Source organism: Saccharothrix stipae (assembly GCF_054781895.1).
Window position 1 is genome coordinate 409,450 of sequence record NZ_BAAGTN010000009.1, and the last position, 18,076, is coordinate 427,525.

18 protein-coding genes and 1 pseudogene are annotated in these 18,076 nt (G+C 72.9%); 9 read left to right on the forward strand and 10 right to left on the reverse strand.

Annotated features, from left to right (window positions below; all coding sequences use genetic code 11):
* Positions 1-87: 87 nt before the first annotated feature.
* From ACYVLT_RS25060 to ACYVLT_RS25075, 4 genes and pseudogenes are all read right to left on the reverse strand, one after another.
* Positions 88-1,275, reverse strand: a pseudogene (locus ACYVLT_RS25060) (ATP-binding cassette domain-containing protein); the annotation flags it as partial.
* A complete protein-coding gene (gene cydD, locus ACYVLT_RS25065) occupies positions 1,272-2,891 on the reverse strand; it encodes a thiol reductant ABC exporter subunit CydD (protein ID WP_461122644.1) in 1,620 nt (539 codons plus the stop codon). The pseudogene ACYVLT_RS25060 and the gene cydD, both read right to left, overlap by 4 nt.
* Positions 2,878-3,723: a cytochrome d ubiquinol oxidase subunit II gene (locus tag ACYVLT_RS25070; RefSeq protein WP_461122645.1), complete on the reverse strand. Its 846-nt coding sequence runs from the start codon at positions 3,721-3,723 to the stop codon at positions 2,878-2,880. Before ACYVLT_RS25070 ends, cydD begins: the two co-directional genes overlap by 14 nt.
* Positions 3,724-3,733: 10 nt before the next feature.
* Positions 3,734-4,900, reverse strand: coding sequence for a cytochrome ubiquinol oxidase subunit I (locus ACYVLT_RS25075; protein ID WP_461122646.1), 1,167 nt, complete (start codon positions 4,898-4,900; stop codon positions 3,734-3,736).
* 89 nt (positions 4,901-4,989) lie between these two features.
* On the opposite strand from ACYVLT_RS25075, the gene ACYVLT_RS25080 reads away from it, so the two are divergent.
* The 5 genes from ACYVLT_RS25080 (at position 4,990) to ACYVLT_RS25100 (ending at position 7,658) form a co-directional block, all read left to right on the forward strand.
* Complete coding sequence (locus ACYVLT_RS25080) at positions 4,990-5,328, forward strand: PadR family transcriptional regulator (protein ID WP_201438570.1); 339 nt, start codon at positions 4,990-4,992, stop codon at positions 5,326-5,328.
* Positions 5,310-5,987: a permease prefix domain 1-containing protein gene (locus ACYVLT_RS25085; RefSeq protein ID WP_461122647.1), complete on the forward strand. Its 678-nt coding sequence runs from the start codon at positions 5,310-5,312 to the stop codon at positions 5,985-5,987. The genes ACYVLT_RS25080 and ACYVLT_RS25085 overlap by 19 nt, the downstream gene beginning before the upstream one ends.
* 28 nt (positions 5,988-6,015) lie before the next feature.
* The gene (locus tag ACYVLT_RS25090) at positions 6,016-6,378 is read left to right on the forward strand and encodes a DivIVA domain-containing protein (RefSeq protein ID WP_461122648.1); all 363 of its coding nucleotides are present in this window, start codon (positions 6,016-6,018) and stop codon (positions 6,376-6,378) included.
* Between the two features lie 273 nt (positions 6,379-6,651).
* A complete protein-coding gene (locus tag ACYVLT_RS25095; RefSeq protein ID WP_461122649.1) occupies positions 6,652-7,062 on the forward strand; it encodes an SRPBCC family protein in 411 nt (136 codons plus the stop codon).
* Entirely contained in the window at positions 7,059-7,658 is a 600-nt protein-coding gene (locus ACYVLT_RS25100) for a DNA-3-methyladenine glycosylase I (RefSeq protein ID WP_461122650.1), read from the forward strand. The genes ACYVLT_RS25095 and ACYVLT_RS25100 overlap by 4 nt, the downstream gene beginning before the upstream one ends.
* Here ACYVLT_RS25100 and ACYVLT_RS25105 read toward each other — a convergent pair.
* Together ACYVLT_RS25105 and ACYVLT_RS25110 are read right to left on the reverse strand one after the other, a co-directional pair.
* Complete coding sequence (locus ACYVLT_RS25105) at positions 7,645-8,424, reverse strand: enoyl-CoA hydratase-related protein (RefSeq protein ID WP_461122651.1); 780 nt, start codon at positions 8,422-8,424, stop codon at positions 7,645-7,647. The genes ACYVLT_RS25100 and ACYVLT_RS25105 overlap by 14 nt on opposite strands.
* 14 nt (positions 8,425-8,438) lie before the next feature.
* Positions 8,439-9,218 carry a PaaX family transcriptional regulator gene (locus tag ACYVLT_RS25110; protein WP_461122652.1) on the reverse strand — a complete coding sequence of 260 codons (780 nt, stop codon included), beginning with the start codon at positions 9,216-9,218 and terminating at the stop codon, positions 8,439-8,441.
* Between the two features lie 261 nt (positions 9,219-9,479).
* On the opposite strand from ACYVLT_RS25110, the gene ACYVLT_RS25115 reads away from it, so the two are divergent.
* On the forward strand, positions 9,480-9,647 hold the full coding sequence (locus ACYVLT_RS25115; protein WP_012783412.1) for a DUF3117 domain-containing protein: 168 nt from the start codon (positions 9,480-9,482) through the stop codon (positions 9,645-9,647).
* Between the two features lie 166 nt (positions 9,648-9,813).
* Positions 9,814-11,274, forward strand: coding sequence for a leucyl aminopeptidase family protein (locus tag ACYVLT_RS25120; RefSeq protein WP_461122653.1), 1,461 nt, complete (start codon positions 9,814-9,816; stop codon positions 11,272-11,274).
* Between the two features lie 123 nt (positions 11,275-11,397).
* Here ACYVLT_RS25120 and ACYVLT_RS25125 read toward each other — a convergent pair whose 3' ends face one another.
* Positions 11,398-12,264 (reverse strand): LysR family transcriptional regulator, encoded by an 867-nt coding sequence (locus ACYVLT_RS25125; protein ID WP_461122792.1) that lies wholly within the window; start codon positions 12,262-12,264, stop codon positions 11,398-11,400.
* Between the two features lie 56 nt (positions 12,265-12,320).
* Here ACYVLT_RS25125 and ACYVLT_RS25130 point away from each other — a divergent pair, with 56 nt between their 5' ends.
* Positions 12,321-13,508 carry an MFS transporter gene (locus tag ACYVLT_RS25130; protein ID WP_461122654.1) on the forward strand — a complete coding sequence of 396 codons (1,188 nt, stop codon included), beginning with the start codon at positions 12,321-12,323 and terminating at the stop codon, positions 13,506-13,508.
* A 223-nt stretch (positions 13,509-13,731) separates the two neighbouring features.
* On the opposite strand, the gene ACYVLT_RS25135 is transcribed toward ACYVLT_RS25130, so the two are convergent.
* Both ACYVLT_RS25135 and glgA read right to left on the reverse strand, forming a co-directional pair.
* A complete protein-coding gene (locus ACYVLT_RS25135; RefSeq protein ID WP_461122655.1) occupies positions 13,732-15,099 on the reverse strand; it encodes a hypothetical protein in 1,368 nt (455 codons plus the stop codon).
* Positions 15,100-15,198: 99 nt separating this feature from the next.
* On the reverse strand, positions 15,199-16,362 hold the full coding sequence (gene glgA / locus ACYVLT_RS25140; protein WP_461122656.1) for a glycogen synthase: 1,164 nt from the start codon (positions 16,360-16,362) through the stop codon (positions 15,199-15,201).
* A gap of 104 nt (positions 16,363-16,466) precedes the next feature.
* Between glgA and glgC the strand changes: the two genes are divergently transcribed.
* Positions 16,467-17,681: a glucose-1-phosphate adenylyltransferase gene (gene glgC / locus ACYVLT_RS25145; RefSeq protein ID WP_461122657.1), complete on the forward strand. Its 1,215-nt coding sequence runs from the start codon at positions 16,467-16,469 to the stop codon at positions 17,679-17,681.
* On the opposite strand, the gene ACYVLT_RS25150 is transcribed toward glgC, so the two are convergent.
* Entirely contained in the window at positions 17,668-18,060 is a 393-nt protein-coding gene (locus ACYVLT_RS25150) for a cupin domain-containing protein (protein ID WP_461122658.1), read from the reverse strand. The genes glgC and ACYVLT_RS25150 overlap by 14 nt on opposite strands.
* Between the last annotated feature and the right edge of the window lie 16 nt (positions 18,061-18,076).

Consider the following 18,076-nt stretch of genomic DNA (forward strand, 5'->3'; position numbering starts at 1 on the left):
CAGCACGACGGTGCCGCGGGCGTGGTCGAGCACGCGGCGCAGCACGGCGTCGCCGTGGTCGACGGCCAGGCCCTCGACGGGTTCGTCCAGCAGCAGCACGTCGGGGTCGGCCAGCAGCGCGCGGGCCAGGAGCAGGCGTTGGCGTTGGCCGCCGGACAGCGCGTCGCCGTCCTCGCCGACGACGGTGTCCCACGGGACGTCCAGGTCGACCAGCGCGGCCGCCCGGTCCAGCTCTTCCCTCGACGCGTCGGGGCGGGCGAGCCGGACGTTGGCCTCCGCGGTGGCGTGGAAGACGTGGGCGTCGTCCAACACGCCTTTGGCGACACCGGGGTGTGCGGCGGCCAAGGCCCTCAGGAACGTGCTCTTGCCCGCGCCGCTGGCACCGACGACGCCGACCCGGCCGACCGGGAGCTCGACGTGAGGTTCGGGGGTTCGGCCGGCCCGCAGTGCTTCCCGCACGCGGCCGACCGAGCCGCGCATCTCGGCCCACCGCTGGGCCGCCGTCGCCAACGGCAACGTCACCTCCAGCACCGCGACCGAGCCGAGCACGACGTGGGCGGGCGCTCCGGACCGCAGCAGCGCCAACGCCACCCCGAACTGCACGACGACGGCCACCGCCGCCAACACCGCCGCACCGGAGCCGCCCCGCCGTTCCCGTTCGGCCAGCGCGTCGACCACCCGGCCGGTCGCGGCCAGCTCGCGGTCCAGCGCGCCGAACGCGGTCAGCTCCGCCGCGCCGTCCAGCAGCACGACGGTCCGCTCGGTCAGCGCCGATCGCAACGGCGCCAGCTGGTAGAGGTGCCGAACGGCGAGTAGGTAGGCAGTAGACGGGATAATGCATACAGTCGTCAGAAGACCGACGACCAAGGGCCACGCGAAACCCGTTGCGATTAACGCGACCACGCCCACGGCGGACGTTACGGCGCCCGGCAGGAGGCAGCGGAGCAGTGCATCCTGTATACCGTCTACATCCGACACGAGCCGGGTGAGGGCGTCACCACCGCGCAGCGGACGGCGGGTCAGCGCCTCGTACACCCGGCCACGCAGCTCGGCCAGGTGCCGCAGCACCGCCGAGTGCCCGGCCAGCCGCTCGACGTACCGCATGCCGCCGCGGGCCACGGCCAGCGCCCGGACCGCCACGATCGCCACCGTCAACGCCGAGAGCGGTGGCTGTTGCGCGGCACGCATGACGAGCCACACGGCGGTGGTCATCAGCCCGATCCCGGCCAGCTCCGCGGCCACCCCGGCGGCCACCGCGAGCACCAGTCGCCTCATCCGAACGCCACCACCCGGTCGACCTCGCCGAGCATCACCGGCCGGTGCGCCACGACCAGCGCCGTCCGCCCGGACGCGAGCCGCCGCGTGGCCCGCAACACCGCCTCCTCCGTGCCGCTGTCCAACCGGGACGTCGGCTCGTCCAGCAGCAGCACCCGCGCGTCGTCCCGGACCAGCGCCCGCGCCAACGCGACCCGCTGCCGTTCACCGGAGGACAGCGGGTGCTCGGCGTCGACCAGGTGCGCCAACCCCATCTCCGCCGCGGCGGCGCGCACGTCGCCGGACGACCCGAGCGCGATGTTCGCGCCGACCGTGCCGGGGAACACCGTCGGCCGCTGCGGCACCCACGCGAGCTGCCGCAACCACGACTCCCGGTCGATCTCGCGCAGGTCCACCCCACCGACCAGGACCCGCCCGGACGCAGGCGTGACGAACCCCATCAGCACCGCGAGCAACGTGCTCTTCCCGACCCCGCTCGGCCCCACCAACGCCACCCGCTCACCGGGCGCGACCCGCAACGACATACCGCCCAACGCCTCCCGCCCCGGGTACCGGACCACGACCCGGTCGACCACGATCTCGGCGACGCGCAGGTCCGGCGCCCGCACCCCGCTCACCACCACGCCGGCCCGCTCGCCGAGTTGTCCACAGGCCGCGTCCGCGGGCGCCATTCCGTCGGTCCTCCCCGGCAGTATCGAAACCGGGGATCCCCCCGGCGGGGACGCCTGCGCAGCCACGGCGTCGAGCACGGCCAGCCCCTCGGCCGAGGCGTGGAACTGCGCCCCCGCCGCGCGCAGCGGCAGGTAGGCCTCCGGCGCGAGCAGCAGCACCAGCAGCGCCACCGACAACGTCACCCCGCCGTCCAGCAGCCGCAGCCCCACCGGCACCGCCACCAACGCCACCGACAGCGTCGCCACCAGCTCCAGCACCAACGCCGACAGGAACGCCACCCGCAGCGTCCGCATGGTCGCCGCCGCGTGCGCGTCCGCCATCGCCCGCACGGTCGCCGCCTGCGCCGCCGCCCGCCCGAACACCTTCAACGTGCCCAACCCGCGCACCACGTCCAGGAAGTGCCCGCCGACCGCGGCCAGCCCCTCCCACCGCGCCCGCGTCCGATCCCGGGTGTGCATGCCGACCAGCGCGGCGAACACCGGCACCAGCGGCAAAGTCACCAGCACCACCACCGCGGACGTCAGGTCGGCCAACGACAACCGCACCACCACCGCGGCCGGCACCACCGCCGCCACCACCAACTGCGGCAGGTACCCGGCGAAGTACGGCTCGACCGCGTCCAGCCCCTTCACCACGAGCGTCGCCACCGACCCGGCCTGCGCACCCGACCCCGCCCGCGCACCCGCCGGCCCACCCGACCCGCAAGAGTCGCGCAACACCCGCTTGCGCAACGACGCCTTCACCGAGGACGCCGCCCGCTGCGTCACCATCCGCCCGCCCCACACCACGAGCCCGCGCGCCACGACCACCGCCACCAGCCACCACGCCGACCACCCACCCGACAGCACCGACGCCAACACCTCGGCCTGCGCCAACACCACCGCCGCCGTCACCACCGCGAGCACGGACAGGACGACGACGTACCGCCGGTCAACGTGCCGCACGGGACATCCACCACGTCGCCCACTGGAACACCAGCACCAACGGCACCACCACGACCGCCGCCCACGTCAACACCCGCAACGTCGACTCATCCGCCATCACCGACACCGTCACCACCGACCGCGCGCCGAACACACCCACCACCGGCAACGCGCACAGCACGGCGCTGCACCCGAAAGCCACCCGGTGGCGCCCGCCGCGCAACGCCCACCACACCCCGCCCAACAACGCCAACGCACCCACCGCCGTCACCCCGAACGCGGGCGCGGGCACCGATCCGGCCGTGAGCACCGCCGCCACCACGAACGCGGCAGCGGGCAGCACCAGGGAAACCGCCGTGCGCACCGCCCGTTCCCGCAACTCACCGGACAGCCGCCAGGCGAGGAAAACCGCGCCGTGCAACGAGAACAACACCACCAAACCCGCACCCCACAGCACGGACGGCCCGCCGAGCACCCGGCCCAGCAGCACGCCCCAGCCCGCCGCGACCACCAGCGCACCGCCCACCAACAGGAAGTCCCACGCGGGCGACCGCAGCTGCACCGCGACCGTGAAGCACACCAACCCGGCCAACAGCACCGTGAACACCGTGTGCTGCGACGACAGCAGCTCACCCTCCAGCCGGGGGAACGCGCCGAACAACACACCCACCGCCGCGACCAGCCACACCTCGTTGCCGAGGAAGAACGGCGTCACCGCCCGCAGCACCGCCCGCCGCGACCGCTCGTCCCGCCCGACCAACCGCAACAACACCCCGACCCCGTAGTCGAACCCGGCCAACGCGAAGTAACCGCAGGTCAGGAACGCCAGCAGGGCAACCTGGACAGCTTGCACGACACACCCCTCACAGAGCCGGAACGAGCGGCGACACGGGCGCCTCGTCGGACGACACCGGTCCGCGCCGCGCCAACCGGGCGATCAGCACCCAGTCGGCGACCGCGAGCACCGCGAACACCGCCGTGAACGCGACGAACGACACGAGCACCTGGTCCCGGCCGACGTGCGACATGGCGTCCTGCGTGGTCAGCAGCCCCTGCACCAGCCACGGCTGCCGCCCGACCTCGCGGAACAGCCAGCCGCCGATCGCCGCCACGAACGGCAGCGGGATGCCGATCACCATCAGGTACAGCGGGAACCGCATCCGCACCACCCAGTCGCGGAACAGCAGCGGCACCGTCACCCAGCTCACCAGCAGCAGCACGAACCCGATCTGGATCATGAACCCGAGGCCCGTGCCGTCGAGCGCGCCGACCGTGTCCAGCTTGTCCGGCTGGTACCGCCGCACGATCGGGAACTGCCCGAACCCGAACCCCACCAGCATCGGCGCGGCCAACGCGGTCAGCACCACGCCCAGCCGCAGCGACCGGCGGAAGAAGTCGACCTCCGCGGTGCGCCGGATGAAGTGGTAGGCGCTCACCCCGGTCAGGAACACCCCGCCGACGGTCAGCGCCGCGAAGCACACGTGCAGGAACGCCGTGCCGAACGTGGGGTTGGCGAGCATCGCGGAGAAGTCGACCATCCGCAGCACGCCGTCGCGCACCTCGTGCCCGGCGGGGTGCTGGAGGAAGGCGTTCGCCATCATGATCCAGAACGCGGAGGCGTACGCGGTCAGCGCGACCAGCCAGATCAGGGCCAGGTGCACCCACTTGTTCAACCGGTCCCAGCCGAAGATCCACAGGCCGAGGAACGTCGACTCCAGGAAGAACGCCACCAGCGTCTCCATCGCCAGCGGCGCGCCGAACACGTCGCCCGCGTACGTCGACAGGCCCGACCAGTTCAACCCGAACTGGAACTCCATGACGATGCCGGTCGCGATGCCGAGCGCGTAGTTCACCACGTAGAGCCGACCCCAGAAGCGCGTCATCCGGGCGTGCACGGGATCGGCTGACAACGTGGCCCGGGTCTGCATCAGCGCCACCGCCGTCACCAGTCCGAGCGTCAGCAGCACGAACAGGAAGTGGAACGACGTCGTGGTGGCGAACTGGAGCCGGGCCAGTCCGAGAGCATCCATGAGTAGGGACCATATATGTAGGCAGACAACTTAACATCGGGGATGTCCCCGATTCCGACCCCGGCCCGCGATCCGTAGAGTCACTACCCATGAAGTCCGACGCGTTGCGGGGACATCTCGACGCGCTCCTGCTGGCCACGCTCGACGGCGGCCAGCTGCACGGCTACGCCATCATCGAGGCGTTGCAGCGGCGCAGCGGCGGTGCCCTCGACCTGCCCACCGGCACCGTCTACCCGGCCCTGCGCCGACTGGAGACCGCCGGCCTGGTGGCCAGCGAGTGGAGCACCGTGGGCGGCCGGCAGCGCCGCACCTACCGGCTCACGAAGGCGGGCCAACGCGCCCTGGCCGCCGAGCGGACCGCGTGGCGCGAGTTCACCACCGCGATCGAGGGCGTGCTCGGAGGTGGGCCGTGGCCGGCGCAGGCGTGATCGACGACTACGTGACCGCGCTGGACCGGCGGTTGCGCGGCCCCGACCCGGTCAAGGAGGACCTGCTCGCCGAGGCCAGGGACAGCCTCCACGACGCCGCCGACGCGCACCGCGGCGAAGGTCTCACCGAGGAGGCGGCCCAACGCCGCGCCGTCGCCGAGTTCGGCCCGGTCACCGCCGTCGCCCGCGAGTACCAGGGCCTGCTCGGCCTGGCCTACGGCGCGCGCACGCTGCGGTCGGTGATGCTGGTCGTCCCGCTCGCGTACGTGATGTGGGAGCTCAACCGCAAGTTCTGGATCGGCTCCTGGGACGCCTTCGACGCGCCACCGCCCGAGTGGTACCTGACGATCGCCCGGCTCAACGACACCTCGGCGTGGTTCGTGGCCGGCGCGGCGGTGCTCGCCCTGCTCGTCGGGCGACGCCTGGCCCGCACGACGGTCAGCACGATGACGCTGGCCAGGCTCGCGGGTGTGGTCGCCGTGGTCGCGGTCGGCGTGTCCCTGCTCGGCAACGTGGCGATCCTGGCCGCCACCGCCTACCTGGACGCGCCGAGGCTGCTCATGTCACCACCGGTGGCCGCCGCGACCGTCGTCTCGTTCGCCATCGCGCTGCGGCTCGCCGTCCTCGCCCGGCGGTGTGTGGTGTTCTCGTCGGTCTGACCGGTGGGCGATGTGTCACGATCGTCACGTGACTTCAGCGCTCCTCTACATCGTCATCATGGCGCTCGTGGCGGCGGTGGTGTTCCTGCTGGCCGCGTTGGTGTTCGGGCGCGGCGAGGAACTGGCGCCGCTGCCGCCCGGCGCGTCGCCGACCCGCCTGCCCGCCGATGACGTGACCCCCGAAGACGTGCGCGACCTGAAGTTCCAGCAGGTCCTGCGCGGTTACAAGATGACGGAGGTCGACTGGGCGCTGGACCGCCTGGCCGGCGAGGTCGAGCGGTTGCGCGCCCGGGTGGCCGAGTTGGAGGCCGACCTGGGCGTCGAACCGTCCCCCGAACCCACCCACGAGCCCGAACCCGCCCTGAGCCCGCCGGGGCCCGACCCGCGGTGACCGCACTCGACCTGCGGTGACCGCGCCGGCAGTTGTCCACAGCCGCCGCCACACGGCCCGCGATTGTCGGACCTCTCTGGCAGGATCAAGAACAGGGGTCCCCTGGGCGGGGACGCCTGCGAAGCAGCACCGTGGCCGGCGCGGACCGTCGGCCTGAGCCGGCCCGTCCGACCCCTGAACCCGAAGCCCTGAACCCGAACCCCTGAACCGCCCGAACCGTGAACCCGAACCCCGTGAACCGCCCGAACCCTCGACACGATCAGGAGGCCGCGCGTGGCCAGGCTTGACCTGCGCGTCGACGTCGAAGCGCCGGCCCCCACCACCTGGGCCGCGCTGACCGACTGGGCCAGGCAGGGTGAGTGGATGCTCGGCACCACCGTGCGCGTGACCAGCGGCGACGGGGCGAGTGAGGGCAGCGGGCTGGAGGCGTTCACCGGCATCGGACCGATCGGCTTCACCGACACCATGCGCATCACCGCGTGGGAGCCGCCGGTGCGCTGCGCGGTCGCGCACACCGGCCGGCTCGTGCGCGGCACCGGCGAGTTCGTCGTCGTGCCCCGCGGCACGCGCAGCGAGCTCGTCTGGTCCGAGGACATCGCGCTGCCGCTCAACCTGGCCTTCGCGCCGGGCGTGAAGTGGTCCCTGCGCCGGTTCGCCGCCTTCGCCCGGGAGTACCCCGCATGACCGACCTCGTCCGCTGCCCGTGGGGCGACAGCACCCCCGACTACGTCGACTACCACGACACCGAGTGGGGCGTCGAGCTGCACGGCGAGGCCGCGATGTTCGAGCGCATGTCGCTCGAGTCGTTCCAGTCCGGCCTGTCCTGGATCACCATCCTGCGCAAGCGGGAGAACTTCCGGACGGCGTTCGCGGGGTTCGAACCCGCCGCGGTCGCCGCGTTCGGGTCCGACGACTTCGACCGGCTGATGGCCGACGCGGGCATCGTCCGCAACCGGGCCAAGATCAACGCCACGATCAACAACGCCCGCGTGGTGGCCGAGCTCGACGTGCCGCTGGACGACCTGCTGTGGTCGTTCGCGCCCGAGCACCACGAACGCCCGGCCACGTTCGCCGACGTGCCCGCCGTCACACCCGAGTCGAAGGCGATGGCCAAGGAGCTCAAGCGCCGCGGCTTCGCGTTCCTCGGCCCCACCACCTGCTACGCGCTGATGCAGGCCACCGGCATGGTCGACGACCACATCGCGACCTGCTTCCGCGCCGAGCGCACCGCGCAGAGCTCGCAGACCGGGCGAGCCGGGAGAGCCGTCACCGGCCGGTGAACGTCGGCTTGCGCTTGGCCACGAACGCGGCCACCGCCTCCCGGTGGTCGGCCGTCGCGCCCGCCTCCGCCTGGGTGCGCGCCTCGACCTCCAGCGCCGCCGCCAGCGCACCGGAGAACGCCATCGCCTCCTTGATCTTGGCGTAGGCCGTGGTCGGACCGGCCGCCAGCTGACGGGCCAGCGCCTGCGCCGTCGACAGCACCTCGCCGTCGGGCACCACCTGTCCCACCATGCCGATCCGCAACGCCTCCTCCGCGTCCACCGGCTGCGCGAGCAGCATCATCTCCATCGCCCGCCCGTGCCCGATCAGCCGCGGCAACGTCCACGACGCGCCCGAGTCCGCGGTCAGGCCCACGTTCGCGAACGCCATCAGGAACTTCGCCCCCGCACCGGCGACCCGCAGGTCGCTCGCGAACGCCAGCGACGCACCGGCGCCCGCCGCCATGCCGTTCACCGCCGCGATGACCGGCTTCGGCATGCCGACGATCGCCTTGATCAACGGGTTGTAGTGCCGCTCCACCGTGTGCAACGGCGCCGGGTCGCCCGCCTCCAGCAGTGCGACGTGCTCCTTGAGGTCCTGACCGGCGCAGAACGCCTTCCCCGCGCCGGTGACGACCACCGCGCGCACGGCGTCGTCATCCGCCGCCTCGACCACGGCCGCCAGGAACCGCTCCTTCAACGCCAGCGTGAACGAGTTGAACGACTCGGGCCGGTTGAGCGTGAAGGTGCGAACGCCGTCAGCGTCGTCGATGAGGAGTTCGGACACGGGGGAACCTCCGGTTAGTGGTGGGCGAGGCAGTCGTCGACGAACTTGGCCACCGCGGGCGCGAGGCGGTTGGTGTGCCGGTCGAAGAACGCGGCCGCGTCCGCGCCCGGCCAGTCGGCGGGCAGCAACTCGCGCGGCAGGCCTGGGTCGCGGAACAGGAACTTCCGCCAAGCGTGCAGGAACCGCTGCGAAGCCGCGAACGCCGCCGGCGGCGACGTACCGTCCACAGCGGACGTCACGGGCTCCCACTCGGCCACGAACCGCGCGTAGTCCCGGCCCAACGTCGCCAGGTCCCACGCGCGCGCGGCCAGCTCCGCCGCGTCCCCCTCGTGCTCGCCGTGAAACGTGCTCCCGCGCACACCCTCGCCCGCCAGCACGTCCGCCAGCTCCGGCGAGGGCCGCGGCGCGATCCACGTCACGGGGCCCAGCGCGCCGTAGCCGAGCAGCTGCAGCGAGGACGCCAGCCGGTCACGGGCCTCGCGCGCGGGCAGCTCCTCCAGCACCACCACGTGCCACCGACCGTCCCACGTGGACGGCCGAGTGCGGTAGATGCGGGCCGCCGCCTCGTCCAGCCGCCGTTCCGCCCGAGGTGTCATCGCGTAGCCGGGGCCGTCCGCCAACCGGACGGGTTCCAGCCAACCCTGCCGCACCGTGCGCGACACGGCGGTGCGCACGGCGGGCGCGGCGAAGTCCAGCGGCTCCAGCAACCGGACGAGCGCGGCGATCGTCGCGGCGCCACCCCGCTCGCGGAGGTGGCCGCCGTAGACGTCGAAGAGCGCGGAACGGGCTCGCACGAGGTCCGAGTCTGTCAGGGCGACCCCGCGACACGCCACAGAGCCGTGATCGGTCACGACCAGGTGACGGTCGGCGGTCGGCGCGGAAGTCGTTGCGGCAGGGCGATCCTGGCCCTGATCTGCGGCTCGGTGAAGATCGCCAATCGGCCACCGGCCGGCCGGAAAGATCGGTTCGGTTTCGCTGCCGAGTCCGCATAGGGGAGAATGGCCGAGTATCCGGCCCTGGTCGGACGGGGAAGATGTTGACGGAGGGAGCACGCGATGGCGGCCATGAAGCCCCGGACCGGCGACGGTCCCCTCGAGGTGACCAAGGAGGGGCGCGGCATCGTGATGCGCGTTCCGCTCGAGGGTGGTGGGCGCCTCGTCGTCGAGATGTCGGCGGACGAGGCCAACGCCCTGGGCGACGCCCTCAAGGCAGCCGCCGGCTGACCGGCCGGACCGAGTAAGCGTCGACGCCCCGGTTTCCACAGTGGAACCGGGGCATCGCTACGTCACGCCGCGCCGGTGGCGTCCTCGTGCTGCGCACGACGTCAGGCCGGGCGCTCACCTGCGGCTTCACCCATCCCACCGCCTGTCGGCCCCTCGGAGGTCCCCCGTGCGAGCGCCCCTGCCCACCCCGCTGGTCACCGTCGAGGTGGCCGACACCCTCCGGCGGGGTGTGCCCGCGGTGCTCGTCGCGTTCCCCGGCGACCCGGTGCGGCTGGGACCCGGTGGCGAGCAGGTGGACGACCCGGGTGAGCTGAGCGGCAAGGCCGGGGCGACGTCCAGGCAGGGGCGGTCGTGGGTGGTCGGCGTGGGCGACGGCGGGCCGGGCGACTGGCGCACGGCCGGCGCGGCGCTGGTGCGGGCGCTCGACGCGGACGCGGAGAAGGCGGGCGGGACGACGTTCGACGTGCGGCTGCCGCGGGACGTGACCGCGGCCGCGGTGGCGGCGTTCACGCTGGGTGCGGCGGTCGGCGGGTACCGGTTCAAGGTGACCGGGGAGGAGCCGCCGAAGCGGGTGAGGTCGTTGCGCCTGGTCGCCGACGAGCCGGGGTTGGCGGAGGTCGTGCGCAAGGCGAACACGCTGGCGGCGGCGACGTCGTTGGGGCGGGACCTGGCGAACACCCCGTCGAACGTCAAGGACCCGTCCTGGCTCGCCGCGGCGGCGGTGAGGGCGGCTCGGGCCGTGCCCGGCCTGCGGGTCGACGTGCGGGACGAGAAGTGGCTGGCCGAGCAGGGGTTCGGCGGTGTGCTGGCGGTGGGCGGCGGCTCGTCGCGGCCGCCGAGGTTCATCGAGCTGACGTGGCCCGGCACCGGTGCGGGGCAGCCGCACCTCGTGCTGGTCGGCAAGGGCATCACGTTCGACACCGGTGGCATCTCGATCAAGCCCGCCGACGGGATGCACCTGATGCGCACGGACATGTCCGGTGGCGCGGCGGTGATCGCGGCGCTGGCCGGTATCGCCAAGCAGAGCCTGCCCGTCCGGGTGACGGGTCTGGTGCCGGCCGCGGAGAACCACGTGTCGGGCTCGGCGTACCGGCCGGGTGACGTGATCACCCAGTACGGGGGCACGACGACCGAGGTGACGAACACCGACGCCGAGGGCAGGCTGGTGCTGGCCGACGCGTTGGCCTACGCGGTGCGCAACCTCGGGCCGGACGTGCTGGTGGACGTCGCCACGCTGACCGGGGCGATGAAGGTCACGCTCGGCGTGCGCACCGGTGGTCTGTTCGCCACCGACGACGACCTGGCCGCGCGCGTCGCCGAGTCCGGTGCCCGCGTCGGCGAGTCGTGGTGGCGGATGCCGCTGTTGGAGGACTTGGTGGAGGACGTGCGCAGCGACATCGCCGACGTCCGCCAGTGCCCCCCGGGCCCGGGCGGCATCACCGCGGCGCTGTTCCTGAAGGAGTTCACGGGCGGTGTGCCGTGGGCCCACCTGGACATCGCCGGCCCCGCACGGGCCGACAAGGTCTACGACGAGGTGGTCGCGGGCGCGACCGGCTTCGCCGCCAGAACCCTGATCGAACTGGCCGAAACCTACGCCCCGACCCCGCCGTCCGACACGATCGGGTGATCATGGCCCGAAAATGTACGGAAACACTGTTACCCCACCTCGGTTGAATCGAGGAACCGCAACCGCCGCCAACCACCACCCCTCCAGCCACCCCGCCGACCACTCCGGCGCCTGCAGCGGCGGTCAGCGGACGAGCGCGTGATCGCGGAAGGCGCGGACGGCGGGCGGGAGTGGGGCCTCGGCGAGCCAGGCCAGGGCGATCTCGCGGGCCGCGCGAGGGATGAGGGGGATCTCCGGCAGCCCCGACGGCGAGTCGGCGTGCGGCAACAGGGCCACACCCAGACCCGCCGCGACCAGGCCCCGGACGGTCTCGGTCTCCTGGCCCTCGAACGCGAGCGCGGGCGCGAACCCGGCCGCCGCGCACAGGTCGTCGGTGATCTGGCGCAGGCCGTAGCCGGGTTCCAGCCCCACGAACTCCTCGCCCGCCAGCTCCGCGACCGCCACCGACGCGCGGCCGGCCAGGCGGTGGCCCGGCGGGACGACCAAGATCAACTCCTCCTCGCGCACGACCGCGTGGGCGAACGCGGGATCGGTCGGCGGCGGCGAGACCAGGGCCAGGTCGACCACGCCGTCGACCAGGTCGGCGAGGATGTCCTGGCGCGAGTTCTGCACCAGCCGGAATCGCACGGACGGGTGATCTTCGCGGAAGCTGCTGACCAGCGTCGGCACCAGTGACCTGCCCAAGAGGTGCAGGAAGCCGAGCGCGACCACCCCACGTTCGGGTGACACCTCTTCCGTTGCGGCGCGCTGGCCTGCTTCCAGGGCCGTGAGCGCCCGGTCGGCTGCCTCGCACAGCAGGCGTCCCGCCCTGGTCAGGCGGACCCGTCGGCCCGATCGGACGACCACCGGCGCGCCCAGCGACGTGCCGAGCGCGGCCAACCACCGGCTCACGGTCGGCTGCGGCACGCCCACCGCGTCGGCGGCGTGGGTCACGTGCTCGTCCGCGGCCAGCGCGCGGAGGACGGCCAGCCGGGGCACCAATTCATCCATCACGGCATCAATCTTGGCGAACGGCCGAATTGGACGCATGGATTAGCGTCGAAGACGTGCCGAGCCGCCTCACCACCTCCGTCGCAGCCACCGGCCTGGCCACGTTCGCCCTGCTCTACGCGCCACAGTCGGTCCTGCCGGACATCGCGAACGAATTCGGTCTCACGCCCGCCGAAGCGTCCCTCACCATCAGCTCCGCCACCGGCGCGCTCGCCCTCGCGGTCATCCCGATGGCCGCCCTCGCCGACCGCGTCGGCCGACGCCGGGTGATCGTCTGGTCCGTCCTCACCGCCGCCGCCCTCGGCCTGCTCCTCCCGCTCGCCCCGACCTACGAGACGCTCGTCGCCGCACGCGCACTGCAAGGCGTCGCCACCGCCGGCGTCCCGGCCACCGCCATGGCGTTCCTCGCCCAGCAGGCGAGCAGGTCGCACGTCGGCGCGGCGATCGGCGCCCTGGTCGCCGGCAACAGCGCCGGCGGCATGCTCGGCCGCCTCATCACCGGTCTGACCACCGACGGCACGTCCTGGCGCACCGCCCTGGCCCTGGCCGGCGCGTTCGGCGCGGCCTGCGCGATCACCGCCGCCTTCCTGCTGCCGAAGGGCCACCAAGCCGAACGCCGCCCGCGCGCGTTCAAGGACGCCCTCACCGATCGCGTGCTGCTCTGCCAGTACGCGATCGCGGTCCTCGCGGTGGCGGCGTTCATCTCGGTCTTCAACGTCACCGGCTTCCGCCTCACCACCGACCTCGGCCTGCCCACGGCCGTCGCGACCCTGGTCTACCTCGCCTACGCGGCGGGCGGTGGCACGTCCGCCGCCGCGGGCCGGCTCGCCGACCGCCACGGCCGCGCCCGAATCGCCCTCGCCGGTCTCGCGCTGACCGCCGTGGGTGTCGTGATCACGCTGCCCGACCACGTGGTCGCGATCGCAGTTGGGCTGATCCTGTTCACCGGCGGCTTCTTCGCCGTCCACGCGGTCGCCAGCGGCTGGGTCGGCGCCCGCGCGCCGGAGCACGTCCGTGGCCAGGCGTCGGGCGTGTACCTGTTCGCGTTCTACGTCGGCAGCAGCGTCGGAGGCACCACGGGCAGCGCCGCCTACCAGGCACACGGCTGGCCGGGCCTGACCGCCCTGGTCACCGCGTGGCTGGCGCTGGCGGCCGTTGCCGTCGTCCTCGCCCACCGCGTTCAGCAGGCGGGCGGTACCTCGACTCCGGGACGCTCACTGACCGCGCCCGCCGGATCGGGGTAGCGGGGGCGTTGCCGGCCGGGCGCAGGAATCGAGCGTCCCGTTGACGCCGGGACCCCAGCATGCCGGGACCGCCGCTGGCTGCGGCTAAGTCTGATCGCGGTACCGGTGCGGTCACCGCCGCCCGCCGGGTTCGGGAGTCGAGCGGTGGCTCAGCGCCTGGGGTCACCGCTCATCGCGGCCGCGGCCGGTCGCGGTAGCGGCTGGGGGCGGGGGTCCGGTTGGGTTAGAAGTCCAGGGGCACCTCCACCCCGGGGCCGCCGCTCACGGCGACGGCATCCGACTGCGGCACGGTTACCGTGCCCGAGGCCACCGAGAAGGTGGCCGCCCGCACGTCCTCCGGCACCTCGAACACGACCGCCGCCGGGAACGTGTCGCCGCCGTAGCGCGCGCCGACCTGCCGAGCAGGCTGTCCGCCCGCCGGGGTCAAGGTCAGCAGCGGCGCGGTTTGGCCTGCACCGAGAACGGTCGGCACACCGTGCGCGACCAGCCGCAGCTCCACCAGCGCCATCCCCGGCCCCGCCGTCGCCAGCTCGTACTGCTCGCCGGTCGACACCGGCCGCTGCCGGCCCAACCGCGCCCGCACCACCTCCAGCGACCCGGCCGGCTGCGCCGCGCCCGCCGAGACCGACACCGACACCGGCGTCGACACCGACGTCGTCTCCGGCCCGGGGCCACGCCGCAGCACCTTCGGCGCCTCGCCGATGACCTGCCCCGACGGCACCTCGACCCGCTGTTGCAGCGACTTCGCCCCCACGGTGTCGAGCACCAGCGCCTCCACCCCGCCGGCGGCGGGCACCGTGTAGACGATCAGCGCCGACCCGTTGACCGGCAGCCGGTCGGCGGGCAGCCGGTGCCGCCGCCCCGGCACGTCCAGCGACAGCTCCGGCGGCTGCAACCACCCGCGCCACGGCGTCTGCTCGAACGCCGAGTCGACCTCGTCGTGCCGCGTCACCCGGACCCGGAGCACCCGCAACGCCACCCCGTGCTCGGCCCGGAGGTCACCCTCCGCCGTTCGCCACACCGACGGCGACGCGTACCCCGTGACGTGCACCTCCAGCTGGTCGTCGCGCACCATCGCGGACGCCGCGTCGAGCACCTGGCCGTCGTCGGGCAGCACGGCCAGGAAGTCCGGCCCCGCCTCGCCGACGCCCTGCTCGGCGTCGGTCTCCCGCCCGTCCGTGCGCACCAGCTTCCCCACCGGCGTGCTCCGGGCGCCCTGCGCGGGCACCTGCGGCGGCTGGACCTCCAGCCGGATGCCGGAGTCGCTGCGCTCGACCTCCTTCAACGGCACCGGCACCCAGTCGGTGGCCGCGGCCGTGCCGGGCACCTGCACGGGACCGCACCACAGCCGGGTGTCGACCTCGAACGCCTCACCGGTGCGGGCGAACCAGCAGCTCACCGCCTCCTGACCGGTCCGGGCCACGTACCCGAACGACAACGTGTAGCTCAACTCCGCCTCGGCCCGCGCCTGCAGGCCGGGCGCGTCCACCACCGCCGCACCCTCGATGGTCAACCTGACCTGCTCGGCGCTGAACGCGGGCGTGGCGCACCCACCGGCCACCAGCGCGAGCAGGAGCACAAGCCACCGCATGACGCCCCCAGTAGTTGCTCCTACTGGTTAAAGGCGGTCGGCAGGCCGGACCGTTGCATCACGTTCGAGTGGCGGATGTCACACTGCGGGGTCGGTTGATCACTTAACGCTGGTCAGCGCCCCCTCGTACACGGCCACGGTCTGCTCGGCCACCGTCGCCCACGAGAACTCCTCGACCGCGCGCTGCCGCCCCGCCGCGCCGAACGCCGCCGCCCGCTCCGGATCGCCGAGCACCTCGTTCACCGCGTCGGCCAGCGACGCCCGGTAGGTCTCCACGTCCTTCTCGTCGTAGTGCACGAGCAGCCCGGTCCGCCCGTGGTCCACGACCTCCGGGATGCCGCCGACGTCGGACGCCACCACGGCCGTCCCGCACGCCATGGCTTCCAGGTTCACGATGCCGAGCGGCTCGTACACCGAAGGGCACACGAACACCGTCGAGTGGCTCAGGATCTGCCGCACCTCGGCCGGCTGGAGCATCTGCTGGATCCAGAACACGCCCGGCCGCGCCGCCGCCAGCTCCGCCACCGCCAGCCGCGTCTCCTCCGCGATCTCCGGCGTGTCCGGCGCACCCGCGCACAGCACGACCTGCGCGTCCGGCGAGATCCGGTGCGCCGCGGCGACCAGGTGCCCGACACCCTTCTGCCTGGTGATCCGCCCGACGAACGTCACGATCGGCCGCGCCGGGTCGATCCCGTGCCGGACCAGCGCGTCGGTCTCGGTCACGGGGTGGTAGGCCGCCGTGTCGATGCCGTTGCGGACCACGTGCACCCGCGCCGGGTCCAACGCCGGGTAGCAGTCCAGCACGTCGGCCCGCATGCCCTCGCTGACCGCGATCACCGCGTCCGCCGCCTCGTACGCGGTGCGCTCCACCCAGGAGGAGATCCGGTAGCCGCCGCCGAGCTGCTCGGCCTTCCACGGCCGGCGCGGCTCCAAGGAGTGCGCGGTCACCACGTGCGGGATGCCGTGCAGCAGTTTGGCCAGGTGACCGGCCATGTTGGCGTACCAGGTGTGCGAGTGCGCGAGCTGGACACCGCCCAGCGCGGCGGCCATCTCCAGGTCCACCGACAACGTGGCCAGCGCGGCGTTCGCCTGCTCCAGCCCGTGCGCCGGGTTGTGCGCCCTGGCGTCCGCGCGCGGCCCGCCGAAGGCGTGCACGTCCACGTCGACCAGTTCGCGCAACCTCGGCACCAGGAAGCCGACGTGCACCCCTGCGCCGCCGTAGACCTCCGGCGGGTACTCCCGTGTCACCAGTCCAATTCGCACGGCGCTCACCGTAACCCCGATGCGGGGGTCAGCCGGGTGAACGGGAGGAGTTCGCCTTACTTCGCCGTTGGTGGGCCGGTGCTCACCCGGTTAGGGTCGTTGCTGTGAAAGGGCAACCGCACGTTCTAGGAATTGTCCTCGCCGGTGGCGAAGGCAAACGGCTCTGGCCGTTGACCGCCGACCGGGCAAAGCCGGCGGTGCCCTTCGGCGGTAACTACCGGCTGGTGGACTTCGTCCTGTCCAACCTGGTGAACGCGGGTTTCGTCAAGCTCTGCGTGCTCACCCAGTACAAATCCCATTCCCTGGACCGGCACATCTCCACCACGTGGCGGCTGTCCAATGTGCTCGGCCAGTACGTCACGCCGGTGCCCGCGCAGCAGCGGCTGGGCCCGCGCTGGTACACCGGCAGCGCGGACGCGATCTTCCAGTCGCTGAACCTCGTCAACGACGAGAAACCCGAGCACGTGATCATCTTCGGCGCGGACCACGTCTACCGGATGGACCCCGGTCAGATGGTGCGGCAGCACGCCGAGACCGGTGCGGGCGTGACCGTGGCGGGCATCCGGGTGCCGCGCGCGGAGGCCAAGGCGTTCGGCTGCATCGACTCCGACGAGACCGGGCTGATCACCCGTTTCCTGGAGAAGCCCGCGGAGCCGCCGCACGTGCCGGGCGACCCCGAGGTCACGTTCGCGTCGATGGGCAACTACGTGTTCACCACCGAGGCGCTGATCGAGGCGTTGCGGGCGGACGCGGCCAACCCCGACTCCGACCACGACATGGGCGGCGACATCATCCCCATGCTGGTCGACCAGGGCCGGGCGCACGTCTACGACTTCGCCGACAACGAGGTGCCGGGGGAGACCGACCGCGACCGCGGCTACTGGCGCGACGTGGGGACCATCGACGCCTACTACGAGGCGCACATGGACCTGGTGTCGGTGCGGCCGGTGTTCAACCTCTACAACCAGGCGTGGCCGATCCGGACCGCCACCCCGCCGCTGCCGCCGGCGAAGTTCATCGCGGGCGGCAGCGCGGAGGACTCCATGGTGGGGCCGGGTTCGATCATCTCCGGCACCATCCACGGTTCGGTGATCAGCTCGGACGTGGTCGTGGAGACCGGGTCGGTGGTGCAGGGCAGCGTGCTGCTGCCGGGCGTGCGGATCGGGCGCGGCGCGGTGGTGCGGCGGGCGATCCTGGACAAGAACGTGGTGGTGCCCGACGGCGCGCTGATCGGCGTTGACCCGGCGACGGACCGGCAGCGCTACACCGTGTCGTCCGGCGGCGTGACGGTGCTCGGGAAGGGCGTCACGGCCCACTGACCAGGTCGCCGAGCGGGTGGCCGGTGGTGGCGTCGACGTGGTCGGGGACCTCCTCGTGGCGGTCCCCGACGGTCGACGTGCCGCTGGGCTCCAGCATCAGGATGCGGGCGCCGGCCGTCGACGACGGCTTGTGCCGCGCGCCCTTCGGGACCACGAACACATCTCCCTGCCCGAGGTGGACCGTGCGGTCGTCCAGGGCGATGTCGAGCTCGCCTTCGAGGACTAGGAAGAACTCGTCGGTGTCGTCGTGGGTGTGCCAGAGGTGCTCGCCGCGGACCTTGGCGACGCGGACGTCGTAGTCGTTGACCGTGGTGACGACGCGCGGGCTCCACAGCGCGTCGAAGCTCGCCAGCGCCGTCGACAGGTTGATCGGATCCATGGCCGCGATGCTGCGC

What these genes read in the sequence shown, in the direction of transcription:
- ACYVLT_RS25075 (WP_461122646.1), bottom strand. Translation starts at nt 4,900, where the DNA reads ATGGATGCTCTCGGACTGGCCCGGCTCCAGTTCGCCACCACGACGTCG.
- ACYVLT_RS25080 (WP_201438570.1), top strand. Translation starts at nt 4,990, where the DNA reads ATGAAGTCCGACGCGTTGCGGGGACATCTCGACGCGCTCCTGCTGGCC.
- ACYVLT_RS25100 (WP_461122650.1), top strand. Translation starts at nt 7,059, where the DNA reads ATGACCGACCTCGTCCGCTGCCCGTGGGGCGACAGCACCCCCGACTAC.
- ACYVLT_RS25115 (WP_012783412.1), top strand. Translation starts at nt 9,480, where the DNA reads ATGGCGGCCATGAAGCCCCGGACCGGCGACGGTCCCCTCGAGGTGACC.
- ACYVLT_RS25125 (WP_461122792.1), bottom strand. Translation starts at nt 12,264, where the DNA reads ATGGATGAATTGGTGCCCCGGCTGGCCGTCCTCCGCGCGCTGGCCGCG.
- ACYVLT_RS25135 (WP_461122655.1), bottom strand. Translation starts at nt 15,099, where the DNA reads ATGCGGTGGCTTGTGCTCCTGCTCGCGCTGGTGGCCGGTGGGTGCGCC.
- ACYVLT_RS25150 (WP_461122658.1), bottom strand. Translation starts at nt 18,060, where the DNA reads ATGGATCCGATCAACCTGTCGACGGCGCTGGCGAGCTTCGACGCGCTG.